This window comes from Paraburkholderia metrosideri (assembly GCF_904848625.1).
GTDB classification, from domain to species: Bacteria; Pseudomonadota; Gammaproteobacteria; order Burkholderiales; family Burkholderiaceae; genus Paraburkholderia; species Paraburkholderia metrosideri.
In genome coordinates this window covers 136511-158917 of the sequence record NZ_CAJHCP010000006.1, presented here as the reverse complement: position 1 = coordinate 158917, position 22407 = coordinate 136511, and the positions used below count along the sequence as shown (strand labels likewise).

The 22407-nt window shown below is 60.7% G+C and carries 22 protein-coding genes, 2 pseudogenes and 1 riboswitch; of the genes and pseudogenes, 17 read left to right on the top strand and 7 right to left on the bottom strand.

The window, feature by feature from the left end; genetic code table 11:
• Positions 1–138 precede the first annotated feature (138 nt).
• Positions 139–585: an SsrA-binding protein SmpB gene (gene smpB / locus LMG28727_RS14445; protein WP_074764227.1), complete on the bottom strand. Its 447-nt coding sequence runs from the start codon at positions 583–585 to the stop codon at positions 139–141.
• 112 nt (positions 586–697) lie between these two features.
• Here smpB and LMG28727_RS14440 point away from each other — a divergent pair, with 112 nt between their 5' ends.
• Together LMG28727_RS14440 and LMG28727_RS14435 are read left to right on the top strand one after the other, a co-directional pair.
• A complete protein-coding gene (locus tag LMG28727_RS14440) occupies positions 698–1135 on the top strand; it encodes a type II toxin-antitoxin system RatA family toxin (protein ID WP_201643026.1) in 438 nt (145 codons plus the stop codon).
• Complete coding sequence (locus tag LMG28727_RS14435) at positions 1132–1464, top strand: RnfH family protein (protein WP_201643025.1); 333 nt, start codon at positions 1132–1134, stop codon at positions 1462–1464. Before LMG28727_RS14440 ends, LMG28727_RS14435 begins: the two co-directional genes overlap by 4 nt.
• Positions 1465–1590: 126 nt before the next feature.
• Here the strand turns inward: LMG28727_RS14435 and LMG28727_RS14430 are convergent, their stop codons facing one another.
• Entirely contained in the window at positions 1591–2568 is a 978-nt protein-coding gene (locus LMG28727_RS14430; protein WP_201643024.1) for a DMT family transporter, read from the bottom strand.
• A 425-nt stretch (positions 2569–2993) separates the two neighbouring features.
• On the opposite strand from LMG28727_RS14430, the gene guaB reads away from it, so the two are divergent.
• The 5 genes from guaB to LMG28727_RS14405 all read left to right on the top strand — a co-directional run bounded on the left by guaB (position 2994) and on the right by LMG28727_RS14405 (position 8482).
• Positions 2994–4454 (top strand): IMP dehydrogenase, encoded by a 1461-nt coding sequence (gene guaB, locus LMG28727_RS14425; RefSeq protein WP_201643023.1) that lies wholly within the window; start codon positions 2994–2996, stop codon positions 4452–4454.
• Positions 4455–4460: 6 nt separating this feature from the next.
• A complete protein-coding gene (locus tag LMG28727_RS14420; RefSeq protein WP_201643022.1) occupies positions 4461–5219 on the top strand; it encodes a hypothetical protein in 759 nt (252 codons plus the stop codon).
• A gap of 206 nt (positions 5220–5425) precedes the next feature.
• Entirely contained in the window at positions 5426–7009 is a 1584-nt protein-coding gene (gene guaA, locus LMG28727_RS14415) for a glutamine-hydrolyzing GMP synthase (RefSeq protein WP_201643021.1), read from the top strand.
• A 679-nt stretch (positions 7010–7688) separates the two neighbouring features.
• Entirely contained in the window at positions 7689–8078 is a 390-nt protein-coding gene (locus LMG28727_RS14410) for a hypothetical protein (protein ID WP_201643020.1), read from the top strand.
• The gene (locus tag LMG28727_RS14405; protein WP_201643308.1) at positions 8075–8482 is read left to right on the top strand and encodes a restriction endonuclease; all 408 of its coding nucleotides are present in this window, start codon (positions 8075–8077) and stop codon (positions 8480–8482) included. The genes LMG28727_RS14410 and LMG28727_RS14405 overlap by 4 nt, the downstream gene beginning before the upstream one ends.
• 385 nt (positions 8483–8867) lie before the next feature.
• Here LMG28727_RS14405 and LMG28727_RS14400 read toward each other — a convergent pair.
• A pseudogene (locus tag LMG28727_RS14400) lies at positions 8868–9200 on the bottom strand (addiction module antidote protein); the annotation flags it as partial.
• Between the two features lies 1 nt (position 9201).
• Positions 9202–9498, bottom strand: coding sequence for a type II toxin-antitoxin system RelE/ParE family toxin (locus LMG28727_RS14395; RefSeq protein ID WP_201643018.1), 297 nt, complete (start codon positions 9496–9498; stop codon positions 9202–9204).
• Positions 9499–9620: 122 nt separating this feature from the next.
• On the opposite strand from LMG28727_RS14395, the gene LMG28727_RS14390 reads away from it, so the two are divergent.
• From LMG28727_RS14390 to atzF, 8 genes and pseudogenes are all read left to right on the top strand, one after another.
• Entirely contained in the window at positions 9621–9776 is a 156-nt protein-coding gene (locus tag LMG28727_RS14390; protein ID WP_201643017.1) for a hypothetical protein, read from the top strand.
• Between the two features lie 326 nt (positions 9777–10102).
• A riboswitch (guanidine-I (ykkC/yxkD leader) is annotated at positions 10103–10202 on the top strand.
• 59 nt (positions 10203–10261) lie between these two features.
• Positions 10262–11332 carry a putative urea ABC transporter substrate-binding protein gene (locus LMG28727_RS14385; protein ID WP_201643016.1) on the top strand — a complete coding sequence of 357 codons (1071 nt, stop codon included), beginning with the start codon at positions 10262–10264 and terminating at the stop codon, positions 11330–11332.
• A gap of 40 nt (positions 11333–11372) precedes the next feature.
• Positions 11373–12188 carry an ABC transporter permease gene (locus LMG28727_RS14380; RefSeq protein WP_201643015.1) on the top strand — a complete coding sequence of 272 codons (816 nt, stop codon included), beginning with the start codon at positions 11373–11375 and terminating at the stop codon, positions 12186–12188.
• Positions 12185–12976, top strand: a complete 792-nt coding sequence (locus LMG28727_RS14375) for an ABC transporter ATP-binding protein (protein WP_201643014.1) — start codon at positions 12185–12187, stop codon at positions 12974–12976. Before LMG28727_RS14380 ends, LMG28727_RS14375 begins: the two co-directional genes overlap by 4 nt.
• A 33-nt stretch (positions 12977–13009) precedes the next feature.
• Positions 13010–13714: an urea amidolyase associated protein UAAP1 gene (locus LMG28727_RS14370; RefSeq protein ID WP_201643013.1), complete on the top strand. Its 705-nt coding sequence runs from the start codon at positions 13010–13012 to the stop codon at positions 13712–13714.
• Positions 13715–13729: 15 nt separating this feature from the next.
• Positions 13730–14371: an urea amidolyase associated protein UAAP2 gene (locus tag LMG28727_RS14365; protein WP_201643012.1), complete on the top strand. Its 642-nt coding sequence runs from the start codon at positions 13730–13732 to the stop codon at positions 14369–14371.
• Between the two features lie 188 nt (positions 14372–14559).
• A complete protein-coding gene (gene uca / locus LMG28727_RS14360) occupies positions 14560–18168 on the top strand; it encodes an urea carboxylase (RefSeq protein WP_201643011.1) in 3609 nt (1202 codons plus the stop codon).
• 25 nt (positions 18169–18193) lie between these two features.
• Positions 18194–19561, top strand: a pseudogene (gene atzF / locus LMG28727_RS14355) (allophanate hydrolase); the annotation flags it as partial.
• A gap of 107 nt (positions 19562–19668) precedes the next feature.
• Here atzF and LMG28727_RS14350 read toward each other — a convergent pair.
• Together LMG28727_RS14350 and LMG28727_RS14345 are read right to left on the bottom strand one after the other, a co-directional pair.
• Positions 19669–19878: a hypothetical protein gene (locus LMG28727_RS14350; RefSeq protein WP_201643009.1), complete on the bottom strand. Its 210-nt coding sequence runs from the start codon at positions 19876–19878 to the stop codon at positions 19669–19671.
• Positions 19879–19892: 14 nt separating this feature from the next.
• Positions 19893–20240, bottom strand: a complete 348-nt coding sequence (locus LMG28727_RS14345) for a hypothetical protein (protein ID WP_201643008.1) — start codon at positions 20238–20240, stop codon at positions 19893–19895.
• Between LMG28727_RS14345 and LMG28727_RS14340 the strand changes: the two genes are divergently transcribed.
• Together LMG28727_RS14340 and LMG28727_RS14335 are read left to right on the top strand one after the other, a co-directional pair.
• Positions 20233–20544: a hypothetical protein gene (locus LMG28727_RS14340; protein ID WP_201643007.1), complete on the top strand. Its 312-nt coding sequence runs from the start codon at positions 20233–20235 to the stop codon at positions 20542–20544. The two genes, LMG28727_RS14345 and LMG28727_RS14340, sit on opposite strands and share 8 nt — an antisense overlap.
• 125 nt (positions 20545–20669) lie before the next feature.
• Positions 20670–20924 carry a DUF4148 domain-containing protein gene (locus LMG28727_RS14335; RefSeq protein WP_201643006.1) on the top strand — a complete coding sequence of 85 codons (255 nt, stop codon included), beginning with the start codon at positions 20670–20672 and terminating at the stop codon, positions 20922–20924.
• A gap of 403 nt (positions 20925–21327) precedes the next feature.
• Here LMG28727_RS14335 and LMG28727_RS14330 read toward each other — a convergent pair whose 3' ends face one another.
• Positions 21328–22323 carry a porin gene (locus LMG28727_RS14330; RefSeq protein WP_201643005.1) on the bottom strand — a complete coding sequence of 332 codons (996 nt, stop codon included), beginning with the start codon at positions 22321–22323 and terminating at the stop codon, positions 21328–21330.
• Between the last annotated feature and the right edge of the window lie 84 nt (positions 22324–22407).

Genomic DNA, 22407 nt, shown 5'->3' with positions numbered 1-22407 from the left:
GTGGCGGCCTGTCAGGCGCATAACGCGCGGTGTGGGGGCGCTCGGCGCATCGACCGGCAATCAGCGTGCGAACGGATCAACGCCAGATAGCCCCAATCTTCCGGCTGCGACCAGGGTCACCCAACCAGATGCTTCCGGTCAACCCCGTGAGCGCATCAACTGCGCCTTCTCCCGCTCCCAATCCCGCTTCTTCTCGCTCTCGCGCTTGTCGTGCAGTTTCTTACCCTTGGCCAGACCGATTTCGCATTTGACACGGCCGCCCTTGTAATGGAAATTCAGCGGAACAAGCGTGTAACCGCGCTGCTCGACCTTGCCGATCAGTTTGCTGATCTGTTCGGCATGCAGCAGCAGCTTGCGCGTGCGGACCGGGTCGGGATTGATGTGGGTCGAGGCTTCGGGCAGCGGGCTGATGTGCGTGCCGATCAGGAACAGTTCGTTGTTTTTGATCACAACGTAACCTTCCTTGATCTGGCCGCGCCCGGCGCGCAGCGCCTTGACCTCCCATCCTTCGAGCACGAGCCCTGCTTCATAGCGTTCTTCGACCGAGTAGTCGTAGAAGGCTTTTCTGTTGTCGATGATGCTCATGAATGGAAAGTGCCCAACTCGTTTAAAATCACGATTTTAGCAAAGCGGGGCAAGGAAAGCCCGCGGCGCTTTTTAACCCGCTTGTCCACCCGTGCCACGCGCTGTTCAATTTATGGCAGATGTCCAGAAAACCGTGTTGATCCGCCATTCGGCGGAACAGATGTTCGACCTCGTCACCGACGTCGCCGACTACCCCAATTTCCTGCCCTGGTGTGGCGGAGTCGAAATCCGCCGCCAGGATGAAAGCGGCATGGAGGCGAAGATCGATATCAACTTCAAGGGCATCAAGCAGCATTTCGCCACGCGTAACAGCATGGAGCGGCCCACGCGCATCGACATGGAATTCGCCGATGGACCGTTTCGCAAATTCACCGGCTTCTGGCGTTTTACGCCATTGCGCGCGGATGCGTGCAAGATCGAATTTGCGTTGCACTACGAATTCACCAACATCATTCTCGAGAAAATCATTGGGCCGGTGTTCAACCACATCGCCAATACTTTCGTCGAATCATTCGTGAAGCGCGCCGATCAGCGCTACGGTAAGGCATGAGCGCGCGTCTGTCGATTGAAGTCTGCTACGCAGCAGCCGATGGGCAAACGCTGATCGCGGTGGATTTGCCTGATGGCGCGACGCTGCAGCAGGCGCTCGACGCGAGCGGCATCCTGCAGCGCTATCCGGCCATCGATCTGAATACGCAGAAGGTCGGTGTGTTTGGCAAGCTCAAGCCGCTTGACGCGGTGCTGGCCGATCATGATCGCGTCGAAATTTATCGGCCTCTGCTGGTGGATCCCAAGCTGTCGCGTCAACGTCGAGTGGAGAAGACGCGCAAGGCGGGGTCGATCGAAGGACGTCGCTGGCAGAACCGGGATACGCGATAGGCGCAGTGGGCGCGAACTTGTGAAGCGGGGGTTCCACAAGAATTGCTGGCTTGCACGAACCGTTGCAAGTCGTTGCGGCCGGTTCGTTGTCCGCCTGGGCTCTCTGAAGTCCGCCTGAAGTCCGCTTCAGGGCACCGAAATTTGTGCCTTCTCCTTGATCCGTGTCACTCCCGACGAATCGTCGTCCGCATGCTGGCGGACTGACCAGCACACTCCGGCCACCAGCAGCAGAATCGCCGCCAACTCGAGCGGCCGCGGCAGGCGCTGGTCGTAAATGAACGCATAAAGCAGCGCGAAAAGCGTCTCGAATACGATCATCTGGCCGGAAAGCGTCAACGGCAGCCGTTTCGACGCGGCGTTCCACAGGCCGTTGCCGAGCCACGATGCGCCAATCGCGAGGCCGAGATTCAGCATCCAGAAGGTTTGCCAGCGTGCGTCCGCCAGTTCGCCTTGCGGACCGCCTGACGGCAACGCCGCGATCACCAGCCACAGCGCCGCGCCCAGCGCGCCCGTCACGACACCCCACAGCACGGACCATTCATTGCCGCTGAAATGCGTCTGACGCTGCAGATAGCGGGCGTTCTCGACTGCAAACCACGTCCAGCAGCCCAATGCGCCGACTGCACACGCGATGCCCAACAGCTTGGTGGCGACGCTGACTGGCGTGCTGTCCGCTACCGTGAACACGTCGATATTGATGCAGACAATGCCCGCCATCACCACCGTCAGCGGCCACGCGAGACGGGCAAGCGGCACCGCGCCGTGATCGCGCCGGCCCAGCAGCGTCACCGTGACCGGCAGCACGCCGACGATCAGCGATGCCGGGGCAATGCCGATCAGATGAACGGCCGCCGTCAGCAAAAGGTAATAGATGAGATTGCCGGCCAGCGCCAGCTTCACCAATGCGCCGAGATCCTCGCGGGTCAGGCGCTTGATGAGCGAGCGCGCCATAGGCAGCGCGGCGGCCAGCGAGACGATCCCGTACATCGAGTAGCGGCCTGCGCTCAGCAGCAGCGGCGAAAAATCGGGCAGCACGCGCGGCACCAGAAAAACCATGCCCCACAAGGCCCCGGCCATTACTCCATATGCCACACCGCGCTGCATCGACTGCCCCTGCAAGAAAACTGGAATGGTCGGCAGGATAGCGGTTTGACGGCCCCGGCGTCTTGTTCGATTCTGCATTCGGGTGGAAGTCATGTGGATTGCGAGCGGTTTTTGTCCGGTGTTTTTCCCGGCCAGGCGGCATTCGGCACCAACGACAGGCGCCCTCGGCCCTTAGGCGACGCCGCGTATCACACGCCAGCCTTTCGCACGAGCGCAGGTAAATGGCCGCCGATCACAGCGCTCGACCCACCGTTGCGCCCGAACGCGCAAACGAAACCCGATCGAACCCGAGCCGAACCGATAAGCGAAATCGAAGCGCCCAAAGTCGCGAAAAAAATCGCCCGAAATTCGCTAAGCTGCTGTTAGTGCAGTGAAAACCGGGGAGGTATCGCGTATAATTCGCTTTTGCGCCTATAGGATTTGCCATGCGTCTGATCCAAACAGCACTCACGTTCGATGACGTGCTCCTCGTCCCGGCTTTCTCCGATGTTTTGCCGCGCGACACCAGCCTCAAGACCCGGCTGACCCGCAACATCTCCCTGAATATGCCGCTCGTGTCCGCCGCCATGGACACCGTCACCGAAGCACGCCTTGCAATTGCAATGGCGCAAATGGGTGGCGTGGGCATCATCCACAAAAACCTCACGCCGGCCGAACAGGCGCGTGAAGTCGCGAAGGTCAAGCGTTTCGAGTCAGGCGTCGTGCGTGATCCGATCACGGTTCCGCCGCAAATGAAGGTGCGCGACGTCATCGCGCTGTCGCAGCAGCATGGCATTTCGGGTTTCCCGGTTGTCGAAGGCGCGCAACTGATCGGTATCGTCACGAATCGCGATCTGCGTTTCGAAGAGCGTCTGGACGAACCGGTGCGCAGCATCATGACGCCGCGCGAACGCCTCGTCACGGTCAAGGAAGGCACGCCGCTCGCCGAAGCGAAAGCGCTGATGCACAGCCACCGCCTTGAGCGCGTGCTGGTGATCAACGACTCGTTCGAACTGCGCGGCCTGATGACCGTCAAGGACATCACCAAGCAAACCGAACACCCGGACGCGTGTAAAGACGAACACGGCAAGCTGCGTGCAGGCGCGGCGGTCGGTGTCGGCGAAGACAATGAAGAGCGCGTCGAACTGCTGGTGCAGGCAGGCGTCGACGTGATCGTCGTCGATACTGCCCACGGTCACAGCAAGGGCGTGCTCGAGCGCGTCAAGTGGGTCAAGCAGCGCTTCCCGCACGTCGAAGTGATCGGCGGCAATATCGCTACCGCGGCGGCCGCCAAGGCGCTCGTCGAATACGGTGCAGATGGCGTGAAGGTCGGTATCGGCCCGGGCTCGATCTGCACGACACGTATCGTCGCAGGGGTCGGCGTTCCGCAAGTTACCGCGATCTCCAACGTTTCTGAAGCGCTGAAGGGCACAGGCGTGCCGGTCATCGCCGACGGCGGCGTGCGTTTCTCGGGCGACGTCAGCAAGGCGCTGGCAGCCGGCGCGAACGCCGTGATGATGGGCAGCATGTTCGCCGGCACCGAAGAAGCGCCGGGCGACGTGTTCCTGTATCAGGGCCGTCAGTACAAGTCGTACCGTGGCATGGGTTCGGTCGGCGCGATGAAGGACGGCGCAGCAGACCGCTACTTCCAGGACAACTCCGCGAACATCGACAAGCTGGTGCCGGAAGGTATCGAAGGCCGTGTCGCCTACAAGGGTTCGGTCAACGCGATCCTGTTCCAGTTGATCGGCGGCGTGCGCGCGAGCATGGGTTACTGCGGCTGCCGTACCATCACCGAAATGAACGACAAGGCCGAGTTCGTCCAGATCACCGGCGCGGGCCTGCGCGAGTCGCATGTGCATGATGTGCAAATCACGAAGGAAGCCCCCAACTACCACGTGGACTAAACGCCAATGAAGCCACTGCTGCGTTTTGTACTTATCGTCGATGCCTTGTTGTTGCTTGCGTTCGGTCTGCTGTTTCTGCTGACGCCCTGGACTTCGCTGTACAACGCGCTGCAGTTGGTGCAAACCGAGCCGGCTCTGGTCGGCCAGGGGTTTGGCGTGGCGCTGATCGGACTCGCGTGGCTGGCATTGCACGCGTCGTTCGATGGAGCGCTGACGTCCACGGTCGCGAAGGTTGTGGGCCATGTGAACTGGCTGACCGGTGTGCTGATGCTGGTTTGGCTGCTCGGTCTGCGGACCCCGTCGCTGACTGGTTTTGGGCAGGTGGCCGCGGTGCTGGCCGGTGTGGTGCTGGTGGTCATCGGTCTTGGCGGCGTGCGGCTGTCGGGCGCGGTGCGACGGCGCGAGAAGGGCATTGTGGTCAAAGGCTCTTCCACTCGTGCTGAAAAGCGCGCTGCGAAAGAAGCTGGGATTCAGGCTGAAAAAGATGCCGCGAGGCGGCGCGAGCTGGAGCGTGAAGCTGCTCGTGAGCCGGCTCGTGTCACCGCCGGGTTCCCCGTGTATCACGCGGAGCCAGTGGTCGAGCCGGTCATTCCCGTGACGCGGCCCATCAGTCCAGTTTCAGCCTCACCGCTTCATCCGGTGGTCGATGAAGCCAGCCTTACCGAGTCGGAACGTGCTGCGCGCGCAGCAGCAGCCTCTCGCGACGAAACCCGCAACGCGACCGCCGACGCATCTGGCGCACCCCGGCCTCCGCTTCATGGCTGACGCGTTACGCGCCAGGCCGTCCGCCGAAGCTACCGGATTCCGTTCGTGCATGCCGCAGGCAGGTGGCTGCGGCGCCGAACGCATCAGCAGGCTTCATCGTGACGTTTCATGCCTGATTGTCCCCACGTGGACTGTTTTGAATTCAACGCCGCGCGCTTCGGTGCGCGGTATTCCGTATCCGCTCACTATTGACTCCGTCCGCTGCCATGCATGACAAGATCCTGATCCTCGACTTCGGTTCGCAAGTCACCCAACTGATTGCACGTCGCGTCCGCGAAGCCAACGTGTATTCGGAAATCCATCCGTACGACGTCGATGCGTCGTTCATTCGCGATTTCGCGCCGAAGGGCGTGATCCTCTCCGGCGGCCCGAGCTCCGTCACCGAAACGGACACGCCGCGCGTGCCGCAAGCGGTGTTCGAACTCGGCGTGCCCGTCCTCGGCATCTGCTACGGCATGCAGGCGATGGCCGAGCAGCTCGGCGGCAAGGTCGACAACGGCCATCTGCGCGAATTCGGTTATGCCGAAGTGCGCGCGCGCAATCATACGAGCCTGCTCGACGGCATTAGCGACTTCACCACGCCGGAAGGTCACGGCATGTTGAAAGTGTGGATGAGCCACGGCGACAAGGTGCTGGAAATGCCGCCGGGCTTTGCGCTGATGGCATCGACGGAATCGTGCCCGATCGCGGCGATGGCCGACGAAAAGCGCCATTTCTACGGTCTGCAATGGCACCCGGAAGTCACGCACACCGTGCAGGGCCGTGCGATGCTCGAACGCTTCGTGCTGAAGATTTGCGGCGCGCAGCCCGACTGGGAAATGGGCAACTATATCGACGAAGCCGTCGCGAAGATTCGCGAGCAGGTGGGTAACGAGCATGTGATTCTCGGGCTGTCGGGCGGCGTGGATTCGTCGGTGGCGGCCGCGCTGCTGCATCGCGCGATTGGCGACCAGTTGACCTGCGTGTTCGTCGACCACGGCCTGTTGCGCCTGAACGAAGCCGAGCAGGTGATGGCGCTGTTCGCCGATAACCTCGGCGTGAAGGTGATTCACGTCGACGCAAGCGAAGCGTTCCTGAGCAAGCTGGCCGGCGTGACCGATCCGGAAGCGAAGCGCAAGATCATCGGCGCGGAATTCGTTGAAGTGTTCCAGACTGAAGCCGGCAAGCTGACCGACGCCAGGTGGCTCGCTCAGGGCACGATCTACCCGGACGTGATCGAATCGGCGGGCAAGGGCAAGAAGGGCGCGCAGACCATCAAGAGCCATCACAACGTGGGCGGCCTGCCCGAAACGCTGAATCTGAAGCTGCTCGAGCCGTTGCGCGAACTGTTCAAGGACGAAGTGCGCGAACTCGGCGTGAAGCTCGGTTTGCCGCCGTCGATGGTATATCGCCACCCGTTCCCGGGCCCGGGTCTGGGCGTGCGGATTCTCGGCGAAGTGAAGCGCGATTTCGCGGACCTGCTGCGCCGCGCCGACGCGATTTTCATCGAGACGCTGCGTACGTTCATCGACAAGGAAACGGGCAAGTCGTGGTACGACTTGACGAGCCAGGCGTTTGCGGTATTTCTGCCGGTGAAGAGCGTGGGCGTGATGGGCGATGGACGGACGTACGAGTACGTCGTCGCGTTGCGTGCTGTGCAGACGCTGGACTTCATGACCGCGCATTGGGCGCACCTGCCGCATGAATTGCTGGGGCATGTGTCGAACCGGATCATCAATGAAGTGCGCGGGATTAATCGGGTTGTTTATGACATCTCGGGTAAGCCGCCGGCGACGATTGAGTGGGAGTGAGGAAGTAGAGTCTCCCAATCCGCTACTTACATGTCGCACGGATATTGCCCGATATGCCGCGATCTGTAAGCCTTAATTCAAATGCGGCGTTTAGCCATTTGAATTAGCCCGCCGAGGTTTGCCTAACGAAAGGTTGGTTAAACCGGTGTTGTGTCGCCCCCTTATCCGCGGGGGCTCGATACTGCGCCGGCAACACGATTTTCGTGCGACTTGGTATTTCGTTCGGGGACGCTATCTTGCGGCCGGATATTGGGCACCTGGAGATCTCGTGGTTGGTGACGGTGCATGATCGTCCTAACCACGGGAATTCGATAGGTTGTGCACCAAGCGTGCACTTCCAACTTCCAGCTAGAAACAATTCAATCCAACGTTGCCGACCGTGATGGAGTTATGTCACGCCTACCTTCTAGGCGCTATCCCCTTTCTTCTTAGTTATCGCAATCAACGGGCGGTGAGCGGCGATCGCGATCGCCCGCTACATCTATACAGACCTTGTTAGCTTGGCGCGGACAAGTAGCTGATTGCGTGAGTGTGCACTTATGAGCAAATTTCTATGGGCACGGCAAGACAGCATGTTCAATCAAGTATTCCGCCCTCGCTGATACGTTGCGATCTTCCAACGTGGAGGTGGCGCATCGAGGACGAGGATGAGGTCCTTTGTGTTTATTGCGGCCAAGCAATGGACGATCACTATGACCTTGACCATTGGAGCGTACCGTTCGAGGACTTTGCATCTATTCATGAAGAGGCCATAAGAGATCCAGAATTTCCTGGTCCGCCCCCTGAGCATCCTCATGCAGTGCTACGCGGTGACATTGTTGAGAGAAAAGTGTGTCTGCACATTTGCCCGTGCTGCGGTTGGTGGATCGCCGAAGATCGAGCAGTCCGACCCGCGATGCAGTGGCAGCATTGGGTGGTGGCCTTGGCCTCGATGCCGGTTTTGCAGGACATGGCGCTCAATGACATCAACTTGCCTCTTCAAGAAGTGCGGCGTTATTTGATGCGCAAATTCGAAGCCAGAACGTCTATCCATCCGCGACTCTTTGAGTTGACCGTCGCAAGTGTCTGAGCGATTTTGGTTACAAGGCGGCTGCAACGGCTTATTCAAACGACGGAGGAGTTGACGTGGTGTTAGATGATGGTTCTGGGGGAAGGATAGGTGTCCAAGTAAAAAGACAAAGAAGATCAGTTGAAGTTGAGCAAATCAGGGCATTCCTGGGGGCGTTGATATTGGGAAATTTCACGAGCGGTATATTTGTATCGTCTTCTCGCTTTCGTAGGGGTGCAATTCGTGCAGCACAAAAAAGTTCTGAAGGCATTAAGCCGATCGAACTTGTTGATGCAAATCGCTTCCTTGATATGCTTGGCTCAGTCCAGTTGAAACATGCGCCAATGCCGGAAGACTGCGGTATCACTCGGGCCGAGCCTTTGAAATTTCATTGCGTCAACTACAGTCATTTAAACGCGCTCTGACAATTGACAACCGCGGTGGGTCCACTTAAAGCCGACGGCATTTTACGGCTAAGCGTAACCGTGGGCGCCAGCCTACTTCTATGAGTTGACGGCGTTGCTCCAGCGATTGCAGGAGCAGTCACAGGCGACAGATGGCCCGTAAGTTGAGGATGGCCATGGCCGTATGTGAACTAGCCTTTGAGGCCTTGGTGTTTGTGAAGAAGGGTAAGGAATATAGATTCTGCGCGGTCTATCTGTAGCAACGCCGGCCCGTGAGATCCGTTCCTCGGTTCATGAGTTGCTAACGGATTGGGCGTCAGGCGTGTGCCGCACTGCCAGGACGAGTACGCCCCCTTGAGGCGCTTCCTGCGCGCTTCGCGACTGGCCGCGCTTTCTTTGCCACCGCCGCTTTCGGCGCAGTTTTGGCTTTTGCTGCCGCCTTTGGCGCTGCTTCGGGCTTTACCAACGTGAGATGCAGTCCCATCGCGACGATCACCTTCATGATCGTTGCGAATTCGGCATTGCCTTTGTTGGAGAGGGCGCGGTACAACGCTTCACGCGCGATACCAGACTCGCGTGCGAGTGCCGTCATACCACGTGCCTTGGCAACGTCACCAAGTGCTGCCTGAATCTCAACCGGATCCCCGCCTTCAAACGCTTGGGCGAGATACAGCCGGTAGTCGTTTTCATCTTTCAGGTACTTCGACCCATCGAACTCCATCAACTCGCTGACTTTCATGTCAAAACTCCAAATCTTTTGCGATGACCTTGGCGCGCTTGATATCTGCGGACTGCGTGGACTTGTCGCCACCGCATAAGATGATCACCAGAACGTCGCCACGCTGCGTGAAATAGACACGGTAGCCCTTGCCTACATCGATCTTCATCTCCGAGATGCCGCCGCCTACGGCACGCCAAAGTCCGAGGTTGCCTAACCGTGCCCGGCTGAGCCGACCGATGATCGCCGTCGCCGCCTGGCGGTCCCGAATGCGGGATAGCCAAGTGTCAAATTCGGGCGTAATGATCAGCTTCGTCATGTTCGGATTGTAATCCATGGGTTACGGATTATCAAACGCTCGCGCCGACAGGTAAAACGCTGTTAATCGTTAGGTAAGGGGGCGATCGTCCAAACGAGAATCGCATTGGACGGAGCCTGACGGTGTCGACACTGCTGCTCAGCCGCGGCTGCGGTGCAAACGGCGATCCACGAAAGGAATTGGCCAGCTTATCGGCCTATTCCATCAAAAACCCGCCCGAGCAGCCGGGAGGGTCTGGACGGGGCAGTGCACCGCCCGCCATTCTGACCATCAAGTGATCATCCTCGTGCGAGCTGGCCTCTGCGCAACACCCTGCATCTGAGCGAAGGCTATCGCTTGATCGCAAGAAAAGCCCGCGCCGCGTGCAGCGCAAGCCGCCCAAGTGGCCCCCGCCTGAACTAGCAACGACGCACCGGCAAATACCCCACCTCGCCACTCCCCACGCACGAAATTGGTGCCACCCAGCCACAACCCGGTGCGCGCCAACACCGCGGCAGCACGAAAACCGCCCCCCACACGTCCCAACACGGCCAATTCCGTTTGGCACGCTTCTCGCTTAGATAACGTTGCAAGGAGCCGGTGCATCATCTGGCTACACAATCTGGAAATGGACGGCTAGGGTTCCGGTCTGCATCACGCAGGCGCTGGTCCGAGAGCTGTCGACCTCAGGCGAGGTTACACGGCGGGATAAAAGCCCGGGAGAGAACGCGATGTTTGCGCTGCTCCCTGCCCGTCGCTAACCGTCCCTTCCGAGGTCAACCTCATGCGCAAGCTTGTCCGCTTTCTCGGCGTCGCCGCCATCTCTCTCGCCGCTTTCGCCTCGACTCCCTCGTTCGCTGCCGGACGCACCGACTTCAAGGTGTGCTGGACCATTTACGCGGGCTGGATGCCGTGGGGGCAGGCAAAAACTCAAGGCATCGTTTCCAAATGGGCCAAAAAGTACGGCATCGACATCGATGTCGTGCAACTGAACGACTACGTTGAATCCATCAACCAGTACACCGCAGGCAAGTTCGACGGCTGCGCGATGACCAACATGGATGCGCTGACCATTCCCGCTGCGGGCGGCGTGGACTCGACGGCGCTGATCGTCAGTGATTATTCCAACGGCAACGACGGTGTGCTCATCAAGGGCAAGGGCAAGCAGATCGCCGACCTGAAAGGCCAGCAGATCAATCTGGTCCAGTTTTCGGTGTCGCATTACCTGCTGGCCCGCGCGCTGGAAAGCGCCCATATGAGCGAGCGCGACCTCAAGGTCGTGAATACTTCGGATGCCGATATTTCCGGCGCGTTCGCCACGCCCGCCGTTCACAACGCCGTGACGTGGAACCCGATGCTGTCCGACCTGAAGGCGCAGCCGAACGTCAGCGAAGTATTCGATTCGAGCAAAATCCCCGGCGAAATCATGGACATGATGGTCGTCAACACCAGGACCTTGCACGACAACCCGGCGCTCGGCAAGGCACTGACCGGCGCATGGTTCGAAATGGTCGCCTTGATGAAGGCCAATAGCGCCGACAGCACGACGGCGCTCACCGCCATGGCGAAGGCCTCGGGCACCGATCTCGCGGGCTTCAGGGGGCAACTGTCGACCACCGCGCTGTTCTACACGCCGAAGGCCGCGCTCGATTTCGTCACCGCCGCCGACATGCCGAAGATCATGACGCGGGTCGCGCAATTCTCGTTCGATCACGGCCTGCTCGGACAGGACGCGAAGAGCGCGGACGTGGTAGGGATGGCTTTCGACAAGGGTGTCGTGGTGGGCAACAAGAACAACGTCAAGCTGCGCTTCGATCCGACCTACGTGGAAATGGCTGCCGACGGCAAGCTCTGAGCCGGCCCGACTATCCGTATTTTTCAAAAGGCCAGCGTCCATGCGACTCATCAACCGACATCCCAGCCGTACCACCGGCTTGATGCTGCTCCTGCTGCCGTTCATCGTGCTGATGGCGGTTTACTTCACCGCTTCGTCGATGCGGCTCGCGGCGAATCCGGATGACAAATTGCTGCCGGGCGCCACGCAAATGAGCGATGCGATCAGGGAGGTCGCCTTCACCGAGGACAAGCGCACAGGCGAATATCTGCTGTGGGCCGACACGGTCTCGAGCTTGCGGCGGCTCGGCATCGGCCTCGTGGTGAGCGCGGTCATCGCGCTGGTGGCGGCGATCGCAACGGGTTCCTTGCCGTTCGTCAGCGCGACCTTGTCGCCGTTCATCACCGTGGTTTCGATGATTCCGCCGCTGGCCGTGCTGCCGATCCTGTTCATCGTGTTCGGGCTCGACGAGTTGTCGAAGGTGGTGCTGATCGTGGTGGGCATCACGCCGATGATCATTCGCGATCTGCACGCGAGGGCTCGCGAGATTCCGGCTGAGTTGTGGGTCAAGGCGCAGACATTGGGCGCAACCAGCTGGACCCTGATTCTGCGTCTGGTGCTGCCGCAACTGCTGCCGCGTCTGCTGGTGGCGATGCGGCTGTCGCTCGGTGCGGCGTGGCTGTTCCTGATCGCCGCCGAAGCGATCGCGTCGACCGACGGTCTCGGCTATCGCATCTTTCTCGTGCGCCGCTATCTGTCGATGGACGTCATCCTGCCCTACGTCGCGTGGATCACGCTGCTTGCGTGGCTCACCGACGAACTGTTGCGCCGTCTCACGCAATGGGCATTCCCCTGGTACGGCGGAGGCGCCCGATGATCGAAGTTCGCAACGTCTGGAAAGAATACGGCGACCAGGTCGTGCTGGAACGCGTGAACCTGCGCATCGAAGAGGGCGAGTTCTGTTCGATGATCGGCGCATCGGGCTGTGGCAAGTCGACATTTCTGCGTCTGTTGCTAGGCCAGGAAGCCGCGACGCGCGGCGAGATCCTGCTCGACGGCAAGCCGTTGCCCCGTGAACCGGACGCGCATCGCGGCGTGGTGTTCCAGCGCTACTCGGTGTTCGAGCATCTGAGCGTGGTCCGCAACGTGATGCTGGGGCTCGAACTGCCGCACGCGAAGTTCACTGGCCGCCTGTTCGGTGCGCGGCGGCGTGCGGCGCGTGACGAGGCCGTCGCGATGCTCGAGCGCGTGGGCCTCGGCGCGGCCCTCGACAAGTATCCGCAGCAGTTGTCGGGCGGCATGCAGCAACGTCTTGCGATTGCCCAGGCGCTGATGATGAAGCCGCGCGTATTGCTGCTCGACGAACCGTTCGGCGCGCTGGACCCCGGCATTCGCAAGGATATGCACGAGCTGCTGCTCGGCCTGTGGCGCGAGTCGAATCTGACCATCTTCATGGTCACGCATGACCTGAAGGAAGGCTTCACGCTAGGCAGCCGCGTGCTGGTGTTCGACAAGGTCCGCGTCGATCCGCAAGCGCCGGGCGCTTATGGCGCGCGCATTACGTACAACATTCCGCTCGACCGGAGCCGCGCTTCGGCATCGTCGCTTCACCTGGCTCAGGCCGTGGTGGAACATGCGTCGCGTAGCGCAGCGGCTCTGATCTGAACGATCGAGCCGATCTAACAGGAATCCGACAAGATGGATCTGCTACTTAAAGAAACCATTCCCGGCGGCGGCCATGCGTCGCTGATCGTCAAGCGTGGCCAGTCGTTGCGGATCACCGATCTGCATGGCGGCGCGAACGTCAGCGTGATGCTCGTCAATGCCGCTGAAAAAAGCGAGCGGCTCAACCTGCCCGATTCGCTCAAGTGTCAGCACACCGCGAAACTCACGGCCGGTCATTGCCTGTATTCCGACATGGGCCGCGTATTGGCCGCGATCGTCGCGGACACCTGTGGCTGGCATGACAGCATCGGCGGTGTATCGAATGCGCAAGAAGTCTACGAGCGCTATGGCGCAGGCCGCTATCAGGAATTGCGTAACGCGTTCTATCGCAACGGTACGGACAATCTGCTCGTCGAAATGAGCAAGTGGGGGCTCGATATCTCCGACCTGCTGATGACGCTCAACCTCTTCAGCCGCGTCGACGTGAGCGATGCCGGCGCGCTGACCTACGTGCCCGGCAATTCGACGGCAGGCGACTACGTCGAACTGTATGCGCCGATGAACACGCTCGTGGTGCTGACCGCGATCCAGCATCCGCTCGACCCGCATCCGGAATACGCGCCCAGGCCGGTGACGCTCGCGTTGAGCGAGGCAGAGCGCGAGATCGCCGAATTGTGCCGGACCTCATGCGAGGAAAACGTACGCGGCTTTATCAACACCGATCGTTTCTTTCTCTGAACGGAGCCGGACATCATGACAACAACGCTGACGATCAGCGAAAAACGCCCGGAAAACGCAGTGTTTCGCGAGACGCTCGCAGCCGGTGAGCCTTGGCTGCACGAACTGAAAGCAGGGCAGACCTTGCGCATTCTCGACCTGGAGGGCAACCAGGCGATCGATACGCTGTTCTACAGTCTGGCCAATCCGCGTGAACGTTTCGATCCGCAACGCACGCTGCGTCGGCAGAAAAGCCTCTATCTGACCACGGGCTCGGTGTTGTATTCGAATCTCGGCAATCCGCTGCTGACGATCGTCGCCGACACGTGCGGCCGGCACGATACGTTAGGCGGCGCGTGCGCGCAGGAGAGCAATACGGTGCGATACGCGCTGGAAAAGCGCTATATGCATAGCTGCCGCGATAATTATCTGCGCGCCTGTGCGCATGACGGACGTTTGTCGAAGCGCGATATCGGCGCAAACATCAACTTTTTCATGAACGTGCCCGTGACCCCGGAAGGTGGCCTGACGTTCGAAGACGGCATTTCGGCGCCAGGCAAATACGTCGAATTGCGCGCGGAAATGGATGTCATCGTGCTGATCTCCAACTGTCCGCAGTTGAACAATCCGTGCAACGCCTATAACCCGACGCCAGCGGAGTTGATGATATGGAACTGAAGCGGATTCGCCACTGGCTCTACTACGTCATGCTGGTTCGCGCGGGCCGCTGTTGCACCTGCACGCGCGCACAACTGGCTCACGCACAGCGCTGACGCCAGATTGCTGACACGGCCCTCTGCCGCGGACGACCGCGGCATGCAATTCCTACGTGCGGGACGGCCCGCCGATGATTTCAGTCCCCACTCATGTTCAAGAAAATCCTGATCGCCAATCGCGGCGCTATCGCGTGCCGTATTCTTCGAACGCTGCGTGAACTCCAGATAAACGGTGTCGCCGTCTATGCCGAAGCCGATCGCGCCAGTCTGCATGTGAGTCAGGCGTCCATCGCGCATTGCCTGGGCGATGGTCCTGCGTCCGCTACGTATCTCGACACGAACAAGATTCTCGACATCGCCCGCCGTGAAAACGTGCACGCAATCCATCCGGGCTACGGTTTCCTGTCGGAGAACGCGGCTTTCGGTGAAGCGTGCGAGGCGGCGGGTATCGCGTTCATCGGACCCACACCCGAACAGTTGCGCGCGTTTGGTCTGAAGCACACGGCGCGCGCCATCGCCGCGGAACAGAACGTGCCGATGCTCGAAGGCACGGGGCTGCTCGACGATCTGCCGGCTGCGTTAGGTGCTGCTGCGTCGATCGGCTATCCGGTGATGCTGAAAAGCACGGCGGGCGGCGGCGGAATCGGCATGCGGGTGTGCTGGAATGCGGATGAACTGGGCGCGCATTTCGACGTGGTCAAGCGGCTCGGCCAGAACAACTTCAGCGATGCGGGCGTGTTTCTGGAGAAGTACATCGAGCGCGCCCGGCATCTGGAAGTACAGGTGTTCGGCGACGGCCGGGGAGACGCCATTGCGCTCGGCGTGCGCGATTGTTCGGTGCAACGGCGTAATCAGAAAGTACTGGAAGAAACGCCCGCGCCGAATTTGCCCGACGGGATGGCGCAAGCGTTGTGCGACGCCGCGGTGAAACTGGCGAAAGCGGTGAATTACCGTTCTGCGGGCACGGTGGAATTCGTCTACGACAGCGCCGCGCAGCAATTCTATTTCCTCGAAGTGAATACGCGTTTGCAGGTCGAGCACGGCGTCACTGAACAGGTTTGGGGTGTGGACCTGGTGCGCTGGATGATCGAGCTGGCAGCGGGCACGCTCGCGCCGTTACACGAACTCGCGGCGCGTTTGAAGCCGCAGGGTCACGCGATTCAGGCGCGCCTCTATGCCGAAGATCCAGGCCGCGATTTCAAGCCGAGCCCGGGCCTTCTGACCGATGTCGCGTTTCCGCAGGCCGATGGCCGCGCACTGCGCATCGACACGTGGATCGAAGCAGGTTGCGAAGTCCCGCCTTATTTCGACCCGATGCTGGCGAAGCTGATCGCCTGGTCGCCCACGCGCGATGAAGCGCGTCACGCGCTCACGAAGGCGCTGCAAAGCACGCGCATTTACGGCGTGGAAACGAACCGCGACTATCTACGCCAGATTCTCGACGATCAGCCGTTTGCGTCTGGCGAGCCCTGGACGCGTTGCCTCGAACGACTCAGCTATCGGGCGAACACGCTCGAAGTCGTGAGCGGCGGCACGCAGACGACCGTGCAGGATCATCCGGGCCGCCTCGGTTATTGGGCCGTGGGGATTCCCCCTTCGGGTCCGATGGACGACCGCGCGCTGCGCGTCGCCAATCGCCTGCTCGGCAACGACACGAATGCCGCCGGGCTCGAAATCACGATGAGCGGGCCGACCTTGCGCTTTAACACCGACGCGGTGATCGCCGTGACTGGCGCAAATCTGCCCGTGCTGCTTGACGATGTCGAACAGCCAATGAACACCACGCTGTTCGTCGCCGCGGGATCGATACTCGCGCTCGGCACGATTCGCGGTGCGGGTGCGCGCGCTTATCTGTGCGTGCGCGGCGGTTTCGACGTGGCGATGTATCTCGGCAGTCGCAGCACATTCACGCTCGGCCAGTTCGGGGGACATGGCGGACGCGCGCTGCGTGCGGGCGATGTGCTGCATCTTCAGCCGCTGCATGACGGGCAGGCGGGGGCGAAGCTCGCCAAGGTGCCTGAGTTGGAAGCCGTGCGCACGGTGCGCGTGATCTACGGTCCGCACGGTGCGCCGGAGTATTTCAGTGCGCGTTATGTCGAGCAGTTTTTCGACACCGAGTGGGAGATTCATTTCAATTCGAGCCGCACCGGGGTGCGCCTGATCGGACCGAAGCCCGAGTGGTCGCGCGAGGATGGCGGCGAGGCAGGGCTGCATCCCTCGAACATTCACGACAATCCCTATGCAGTGGGGGCCGTCGATTTCACTGGCGACATGCCGGTGATTCTCGGCCCCGACGGTCCGAGCCTGGGTGGCTTTGTCTGCCCGGTGACGATCATCGAGGCGGACCTGTGGCAGATCGGCCAGCTCAAGGCGGGCGACAAGCTGCGCTTCGTGCCGGTGACTATCGATACAGCGCGCGAAGCGGCGGCTCGACGTCGGCGAGAACTCGAGACGCTCGAGTTCTACGACGACGCAGAACCGTCGCTCGCTGCCAGAGCGGCGCTGCTTCAATCGCCGGTCGTACTCGATACCGGAGCGGATCGTGAAAGGCTCGTCGCGCGCGTATCTGGCGATACGCACCTGCTGCTCGAAATCGGCCCGACGGAGCTCGATCTCGTGCTGCGTTTCAGAGGCCATGCGCTGATGCAGTCGCTCGAAGCGATGGCGCTGCCGGGCGTGATCGATCTCACACCCGGCATCCGTTCGCTGCAGATTCACTATCGGCCTGAAAGCCTGCCGCTCGCACACCTGCTTGAGATCGTCGAGCACGCGTGGCGAGACGTGCTGTTGCAAAAGGACTTGCGCGCGCCATCGCGTATCGTGCATCTGCCGTTGTCCTGGGACGACCCGGCGTGCCAGCTCGCGATCGACAAGTACATGACCACGGTGCGCAAAGATGCCCCCTGGTGTCCGAGCAATCTGGAGTTTATCCGCCGCATCAACGACCTCGATTCGATCGACGCCGTCAAACGGATTGTCTTCGATGCGAGCTATCTCGTGATGGGTCTCGGCGATGTCTATCTCGGCGCCCCGGTGGCAACGCCGCTCGATCCGCGCCATCGGCTCGTGACCACCAAATACAACCCGGCGCGCACGTGGACAGCGGAGAACTCGGTCGGTATCGGCGGCGCGTATCTGTGCGTGTATGGGATGGAAGGGCCGGGCGGCTATCAATTCGTCGGCCGCACTTTGCAGATGTGGAACCGCTATCGCGAAGTCGCTGATTTCGCAGGAAAGCCATACCTGTTGCGCTTTTTCGATCAGATCCGTTTCTACGAAGTGGAGGCCGACGAACTGCTGCGCATTCGGGCGGACTTTCCGCTCGGACGCTATCCGTTGAAGATAGAAGAGACCGAGTTGTCGCTGGCGGACTACCAGGCGTTCCTGACGCGCGAAGCCGATGGCATCCAGCAGTTCAGGACGCAACAGCAAGCCGCGTTTCAGGCCGAACGCGAGCGTTGGCGCGAAGCCTGCACAACGGAAGAAAGTTTCGACGCACCGGTTGCGGAGGATGCCGGGCTATTGCCGCTGAACGATGACGAGGTCGCCGTGGACAGCGAGATCGCCGGCAGTTTGTGGCAGGTGCGAGCGACGCGCGGCGATCAGGTCGCGGCCGGCGACGTGCTGCTCGTCATCGAGTCGATGAAGATGGAAATCTCCGTGTGCGCACCGTGTGCGGGGATCGTCAGCGAGATTCACGTCGCGCCGGGCTCGCCGGTTCGTGCGGGGCAGCGGATTGCCGTTATCGAACGTCATTGAATCTAACTGGACCGGAACCACACTCATGTCTTCATTCGATCTGCGTCTCTCCGTCCTGCGCGCCGCGTATCGTGCGGGAACCCTCACACCGCGCAAGCTGATCGGCGATTTGCTGGCGAAGGCCGCTGCGCTGAACCCCGAGTTTCATCTGTTCATCCACCTGCTTAGCGACGCGGAAATCGCGCCTTACCTCGAGCGGCTGGAAAGGCAGGATGTCGAAGCATTGCCGCTCTACGGCATTCCATTCGCGATCAAGGACAACATCGACCTGGAGGGTATTCCCACCACCGCGGCATGCCCGGCCTACGCTTATACGCCGGAGCAATCGGCCACGCTCGTCGCGCGTCTGATCGCGTTGGGCGCGGTGCCGATCGGCAAGACCAATCTGGATCAGTTTGCCACCGGTCTGAACGGCACGCGGTCGCCGTACGGCAAGTGCCGCAACAGCGTGCATCCTGACTTTCCGTCGGGTGGTTCGAGCGCCGGTTCGTCGCTCGCGGTGGCGCTGGGTGTCGCGAGCTTTTCGCTTGGCACCGACACGGCAGGGTCCGGCCGCGTGCCCGCTGGCTTGAATAACCTCGTCGGGTTGAAGCCGAGCAAAGGTCTGCTGTCGACGGCGGGTGTCGTGCCTGCGTGCCGTACGCTCGATTGCGTCACCTACTTCACGTCAACCGCGTCCGAAGCCAGCGAACTGCTCGCGTTGACCGCGCACGCTGATCCGCTCGACGCGTATAGCCGCAGGAACCCGCCGTCGAATGATAGAAGCGCGTTCGGCACGCTCGCGTCGTTCCGCTTTGGCGTGCCGTCGCAACTCGAATTCGCGGGCTGTGCCGAAAGTCCCGCGTTGTTCGCCAAGGCGCGCGCGTTGCTCGAAGCAGCGGGCGGCGAGGCCGTCGAGATCGACTTCGCGCCGTTCGTCGAAGCGGCCCGGCTGCTCTACGAAGGACCGTGGGTGGCGGAGCGGTATAGCGTGGTCGGCGAACTCGTCGAGACTCACCCGCAGGCCGTGTTGCCGGTGATTCGCGACGTGCTGGCGAAAGCGCCGGCAGCGACGGCAGTCGAACTATTTCGCGCGCAATACCGGTTGCAGGCGTTGAAGGTCATCTGCGATGCGCAGGTCGACGCGCTCGACTTCATTCTCACGCCGACCTATCCGCGTCCCGTCACGCTGGCAGAACTGGAGCGGGATCCGATTGGCCCGAACTCGCTGCTGGGCTACTACACCAACTTCATGAATCTGCTCGACTATGCAGCGGTCGCCACGCCGACTGGGTTCATGGCGAATGGTCTGCCGTGGGGGGTGACTGTATTTGGCCGCGCGTTCACGGATCAGTCGTTGTTGGGCGTCGCCGCTACGTTGCAGCGACTGAGCGGTGTCGAACGGGTCGGGGAGCGGCAGTCCCAGCTTGAGCAGGCGACCTGAGGCAGCCGGTGAACGCGGGGGACTGCCGGCGACTGCGGGTGACTGCGGGTGACTGCGGGTGATCGGGCCGCGCTTCGTCAGGAGCGCACCCGTCGCGAGCGCGTCAAATGATATCCCGCGATCAGACCCATGTCGTACGCGTTTTCCAGTGCACGGACGATATCGGCCGGCCGCACTGGAACGCGCAGATCGGGCAATTCAGGGTTCAACGCGTACGTATCGACATCGAAACAATCGGTCGCGATCTGGCTCAGGGTGCTCAGGCGTTCGTCGGTTATCACACTCATGGTGTTCTCCTCCGCTACTCAAATGCGCCGACGAAAGCCTTGGCGGTGGTCCAGTCGGGCCAGGTCAATTCCCACAGGCGATGGATCTTCTCATCGACATACGTGGCGATCAGCACGACCTCGTATTCCACCGGATTTTCGTTGGGCCGTTGTGTCCTGATCCATACGCGCGCGGCAACGCGCGTCGCGCTTTCAATCCATGTCGCTTCGTCGTATCGGACTTCGTAGGTAATCGGCGTTGCGTAGACTTTTTCGTGGCCTCTCGCGAACGACTCGTAGCTCTGCGTCTGGCCATTGGTTTCGAGCAGGAAATCGGCATGGTAGTAGTGCGGAATCAGCGAAGCGTCCTTCTTGATGACCATTTCGCTGAACATGCTCTGCAAAAGTTTTCTGGTTGAAGCAATCGATGTCATGGCGCACCTGCGGCAAAAAGACGAAGTAGGCGAATCGTCGATTCGCATGACCATGTTCTGCGAAGAGAATGAGCTGAGAATTAGCGCAAGGGATGCGCGGGCTGTCAGAGCGACTCGCCCGTCGCCGGCGTGGGTCTTGCCGCTCCCTGGCGGATTGCCCGAACTTGAGCTTGAGACTGGCGTCATCAATGAGTTGCGTGCGCCCAGTCGCGGCGTCAACGACGTGTGGTCGAATGCGATCCATCGGCCATAGCTGTTCCTGACCTGAAGGCGCATCCGGCAAGTCAGGGCCAGCTTGACTACAATCGATTGACCGGCCGTCGGTGCTTCGCCGATGTGGCCGGGGGCGACGTCTCCTATCCTCGGAGGATAGTCATCGTGAAACTCCTTCTCTATGCGTTAGCGACACTCTCTGTATCAGCCATTCCGGCTATTTCTATCGCGCAGTCAAGCCAACCTTTGACCCGCGCTCAAGTCATTGCCGAACTCATCGAACTCGAGCATGCGGGCTTCCATCCCGGATCGATCGATTACGTTGAGTACCCCGGCAATCTTCAGGCAGCAGAAGCACGTATCGCAGCAAAGCAGGCCAAAAACACCCCGACGCCGACAGCCAACGGGTCATCGCAGTAGGGTTGACATCAGGACGACGGTGCCGGAAAGCGAATCCATGGAAGGCGATGCAACGATTGGCAATCTGCTGTAGAGAGCAGATTCCCGGTCAGCCTGCCATCTCTCCCGAGGTGAACTGCGTTGAGGCCAACGCCCATGCAAACACGCTTCGCAAAACAGGCACACGATAAAGTCCAAAGCAGTACGTAGGTCAAGTCTCGCCCAACCGGCGAAAAAGACCGGCCCGCTCCCCCGGGCCGGCAAAACGGGCAGCAAACGAAGCTCTCCAACCAGGCGCTCGCAGGGTGAAAGCGGCTGGGCCGGAAGCTTGCCTGTTGACCTCTCTCCTCTCAGCACTCGTTAGCCCACCTCCTTTTTGTCCGCCTCATGTTGTGTGCGTGACCGGCCATCGCGCCGGTGTGTTTCAGAACAGATGCCGCAGACCCACCGTATAGCCTGTGCCGCTAGTCGACGTGCCCGTCATCTGCCATCCGGTACTTCCGTACGCGAATCGGCCTGACTGGGGGTCGTAGACGACATCCGCATAGACGCTCGTCGCTTTGGACAGGAAGTAGAAATAGCCCAATACGCTGCGGCATTGAATCGTTTGTCCGTTGGAGGTCGTGTGACTGAAGGTCGTCATCACCGCCTGGGCTGGGCCAATGGGGATGTTGAGGCCGATCATCTGGTTGTGAATCGACTGACTAAACGTGTTCTGGCCAAAGCCATAGCCGGCATATAGCCGCGCAAAACCGAAGTCGTATTGACCAGCCGTATAGGCCCAGTGAGCGTGGTCCCCCTGCGGACGGATGAATGACGCGGCGAGCTTGAGATTCGGATCCTGATAAACGACCGACGCGGAATAGGGAATGTTGTCGCCCTTAACCGCTGAGTCGCGTGAGGCGACCTGCGCGCGAACAGTCACCGGACCCAGCGTGTACGCATAATTTGCCGAATTGTTCGTGCGCACGGTGTCGATCTGCCCCGGGCCGCCGTTGGCCTGCGAAATGCCGCCGCGCGCCGCGTATCCCGCCACCAGACCGTTCTGACCAAATGGGTCGGCCGACACTTCGGCGTAGTGGCTCGCATTGACATCCCGGCCTAACGCGAGGTGACCGAACCAGCCCTCGAGCCCGACGGTCGAGCGACCACTGAAGAACGAACTCGAGTTATAGAACGTGCCGTTGTTCGGATTGAACTGCTGTTCCAACTGGAAGATTGCCTTGTATCCGCCGCCCAGGTCCTCGACTCCTTTCAGCCCCCAGAAGCTGGTCGCCCCGGTATTCATCCGAATCGCACGACTGCCGTCGTATTTGCCGACCTCGAGGTCGACCAGCCCATATAGCGTCACCGACGACTGCGCCATCGCAGCATTTGCACCCAGTGCGGTCAAGGCGGCGACGAACAACTTCCTTTTCATATTTTTAGTCTCCTCGTTTAGTTCCGTTAGTTGGAACTGATGAGACGAGTTTAGCATTCAGTGGAACTGATGCAAGTTGTTTTA

Excerpts from the sequence above, each read along its gene's own strand:
- smpB (WP_074764227.1), bottom strand. The coding sequence starts at position 585 with ATGAGCATCATCGACAACAGAAAAGCCTTCTACGACTACTCGGTCGAA.
- LMG28727_RS14440 (WP_201643026.1), top strand. The coding sequence starts at position 698 with ATGGCAGATGTCCAGAAAACCGTGTTGATCCGCCATTCGGCGGAACAG.
- LMG28727_RS14435 (WP_201643025.1), top strand. The coding sequence starts at position 1,132 with ATGAGCGCGCGTCTGTCGATTGAAGTCTGCTACGCAGCAGCCGATGGG.
- LMG28727_RS14430 (WP_201643024.1), bottom strand. The coding sequence starts at position 2,568 with ATGCAGCGCGGTGTGGCATATGGAGTAATGGCCGGGGCCTTGTGGGGC.
- guaB (WP_201643023.1), top strand. The coding sequence starts at position 2,994 with ATGCGTCTGATCCAAACAGCACTCACGTTCGATGACGTGCTCCTCGTC.
- LMG28727_RS14420 (WP_201643022.1), top strand. The coding sequence starts at position 4,461 with ATGAAGCCACTGCTGCGTTTTGTACTTATCGTCGATGCCTTGTTGTTG.
- guaA (WP_201643021.1), top strand. The coding sequence starts at position 5,426 with ATGCATGACAAGATCCTGATCCTCGACTTCGGTTCGCAAGTCACCCAA.
- LMG28727_RS14410 (WP_201643020.1), top strand. The coding sequence starts at position 7,689 with ATGGACGATCACTATGACCTTGACCATTGGAGCGTACCGTTCGAGGAC.
- LMG28727_RS14395 (WP_201643018.1), bottom strand. The coding sequence starts at position 9,498 with ATGACGAAGCTGATCATTACGCCCGAATTTGACACTTGGCTATCCCGC.
- LMG28727_RS14385 (WP_201643016.1), top strand. The coding sequence starts at position 10,262 with ATGCGCAAGCTTGTCCGCTTTCTCGGCGTCGCCGCCATCTCTCTCGCC.
- LMG28727_RS14380 (WP_201643015.1), top strand. The coding sequence starts at position 11,373 with ATGCGACTCATCAACCGACATCCCAGCCGTACCACCGGCTTGATGCTG.
- LMG28727_RS14375 (WP_201643014.1), top strand. The coding sequence starts at position 12,185 with ATGATCGAAGTTCGCAACGTCTGGAAAGAATACGGCGACCAGGTCGTG.
- LMG28727_RS14370 (WP_201643013.1), top strand. The coding sequence starts at position 13,010 with ATGGATCTGCTACTTAAAGAAACCATTCCCGGCGGCGGCCATGCGTCG.
- LMG28727_RS14365 (WP_201643012.1), top strand. The coding sequence starts at position 13,730 with ATGACAACAACGCTGACGATCAGCGAAAAACGCCCGGAAAACGCAGTG.
- uca (WP_201643011.1), top strand. The coding sequence starts at position 14,560 with ATGTTCAAGAAAATCCTGATCGCCAATCGCGGCGCTATCGCGTGCCGT.
- LMG28727_RS14350 (WP_201643009.1), bottom strand. The coding sequence starts at position 19,878 with ATGAGTGTGATAACCGACGAACGCCTGAGCACCCTGAGCCAGATCGCG.
- LMG28727_RS14340 (WP_201643007.1), top strand. The coding sequence starts at position 20,233 with ATGACCATTTCGCTGAACATGCTCTGCAAAAGTTTTCTGGTTGAAGCA.
- LMG28727_RS14345 (WP_201643008.1), bottom strand. The coding sequence starts at position 20,240 with ATGGTCATCAAGAAGGACGCTTCGCTGATTCCGCACTACTACCATGCC.
- LMG28727_RS14330 (WP_201643005.1), bottom strand. The coding sequence starts at position 22,323 with ATGAAAAGGAAGTTGTTCGTCGCCGCCTTGACCGCACTGGGTGCAAAT.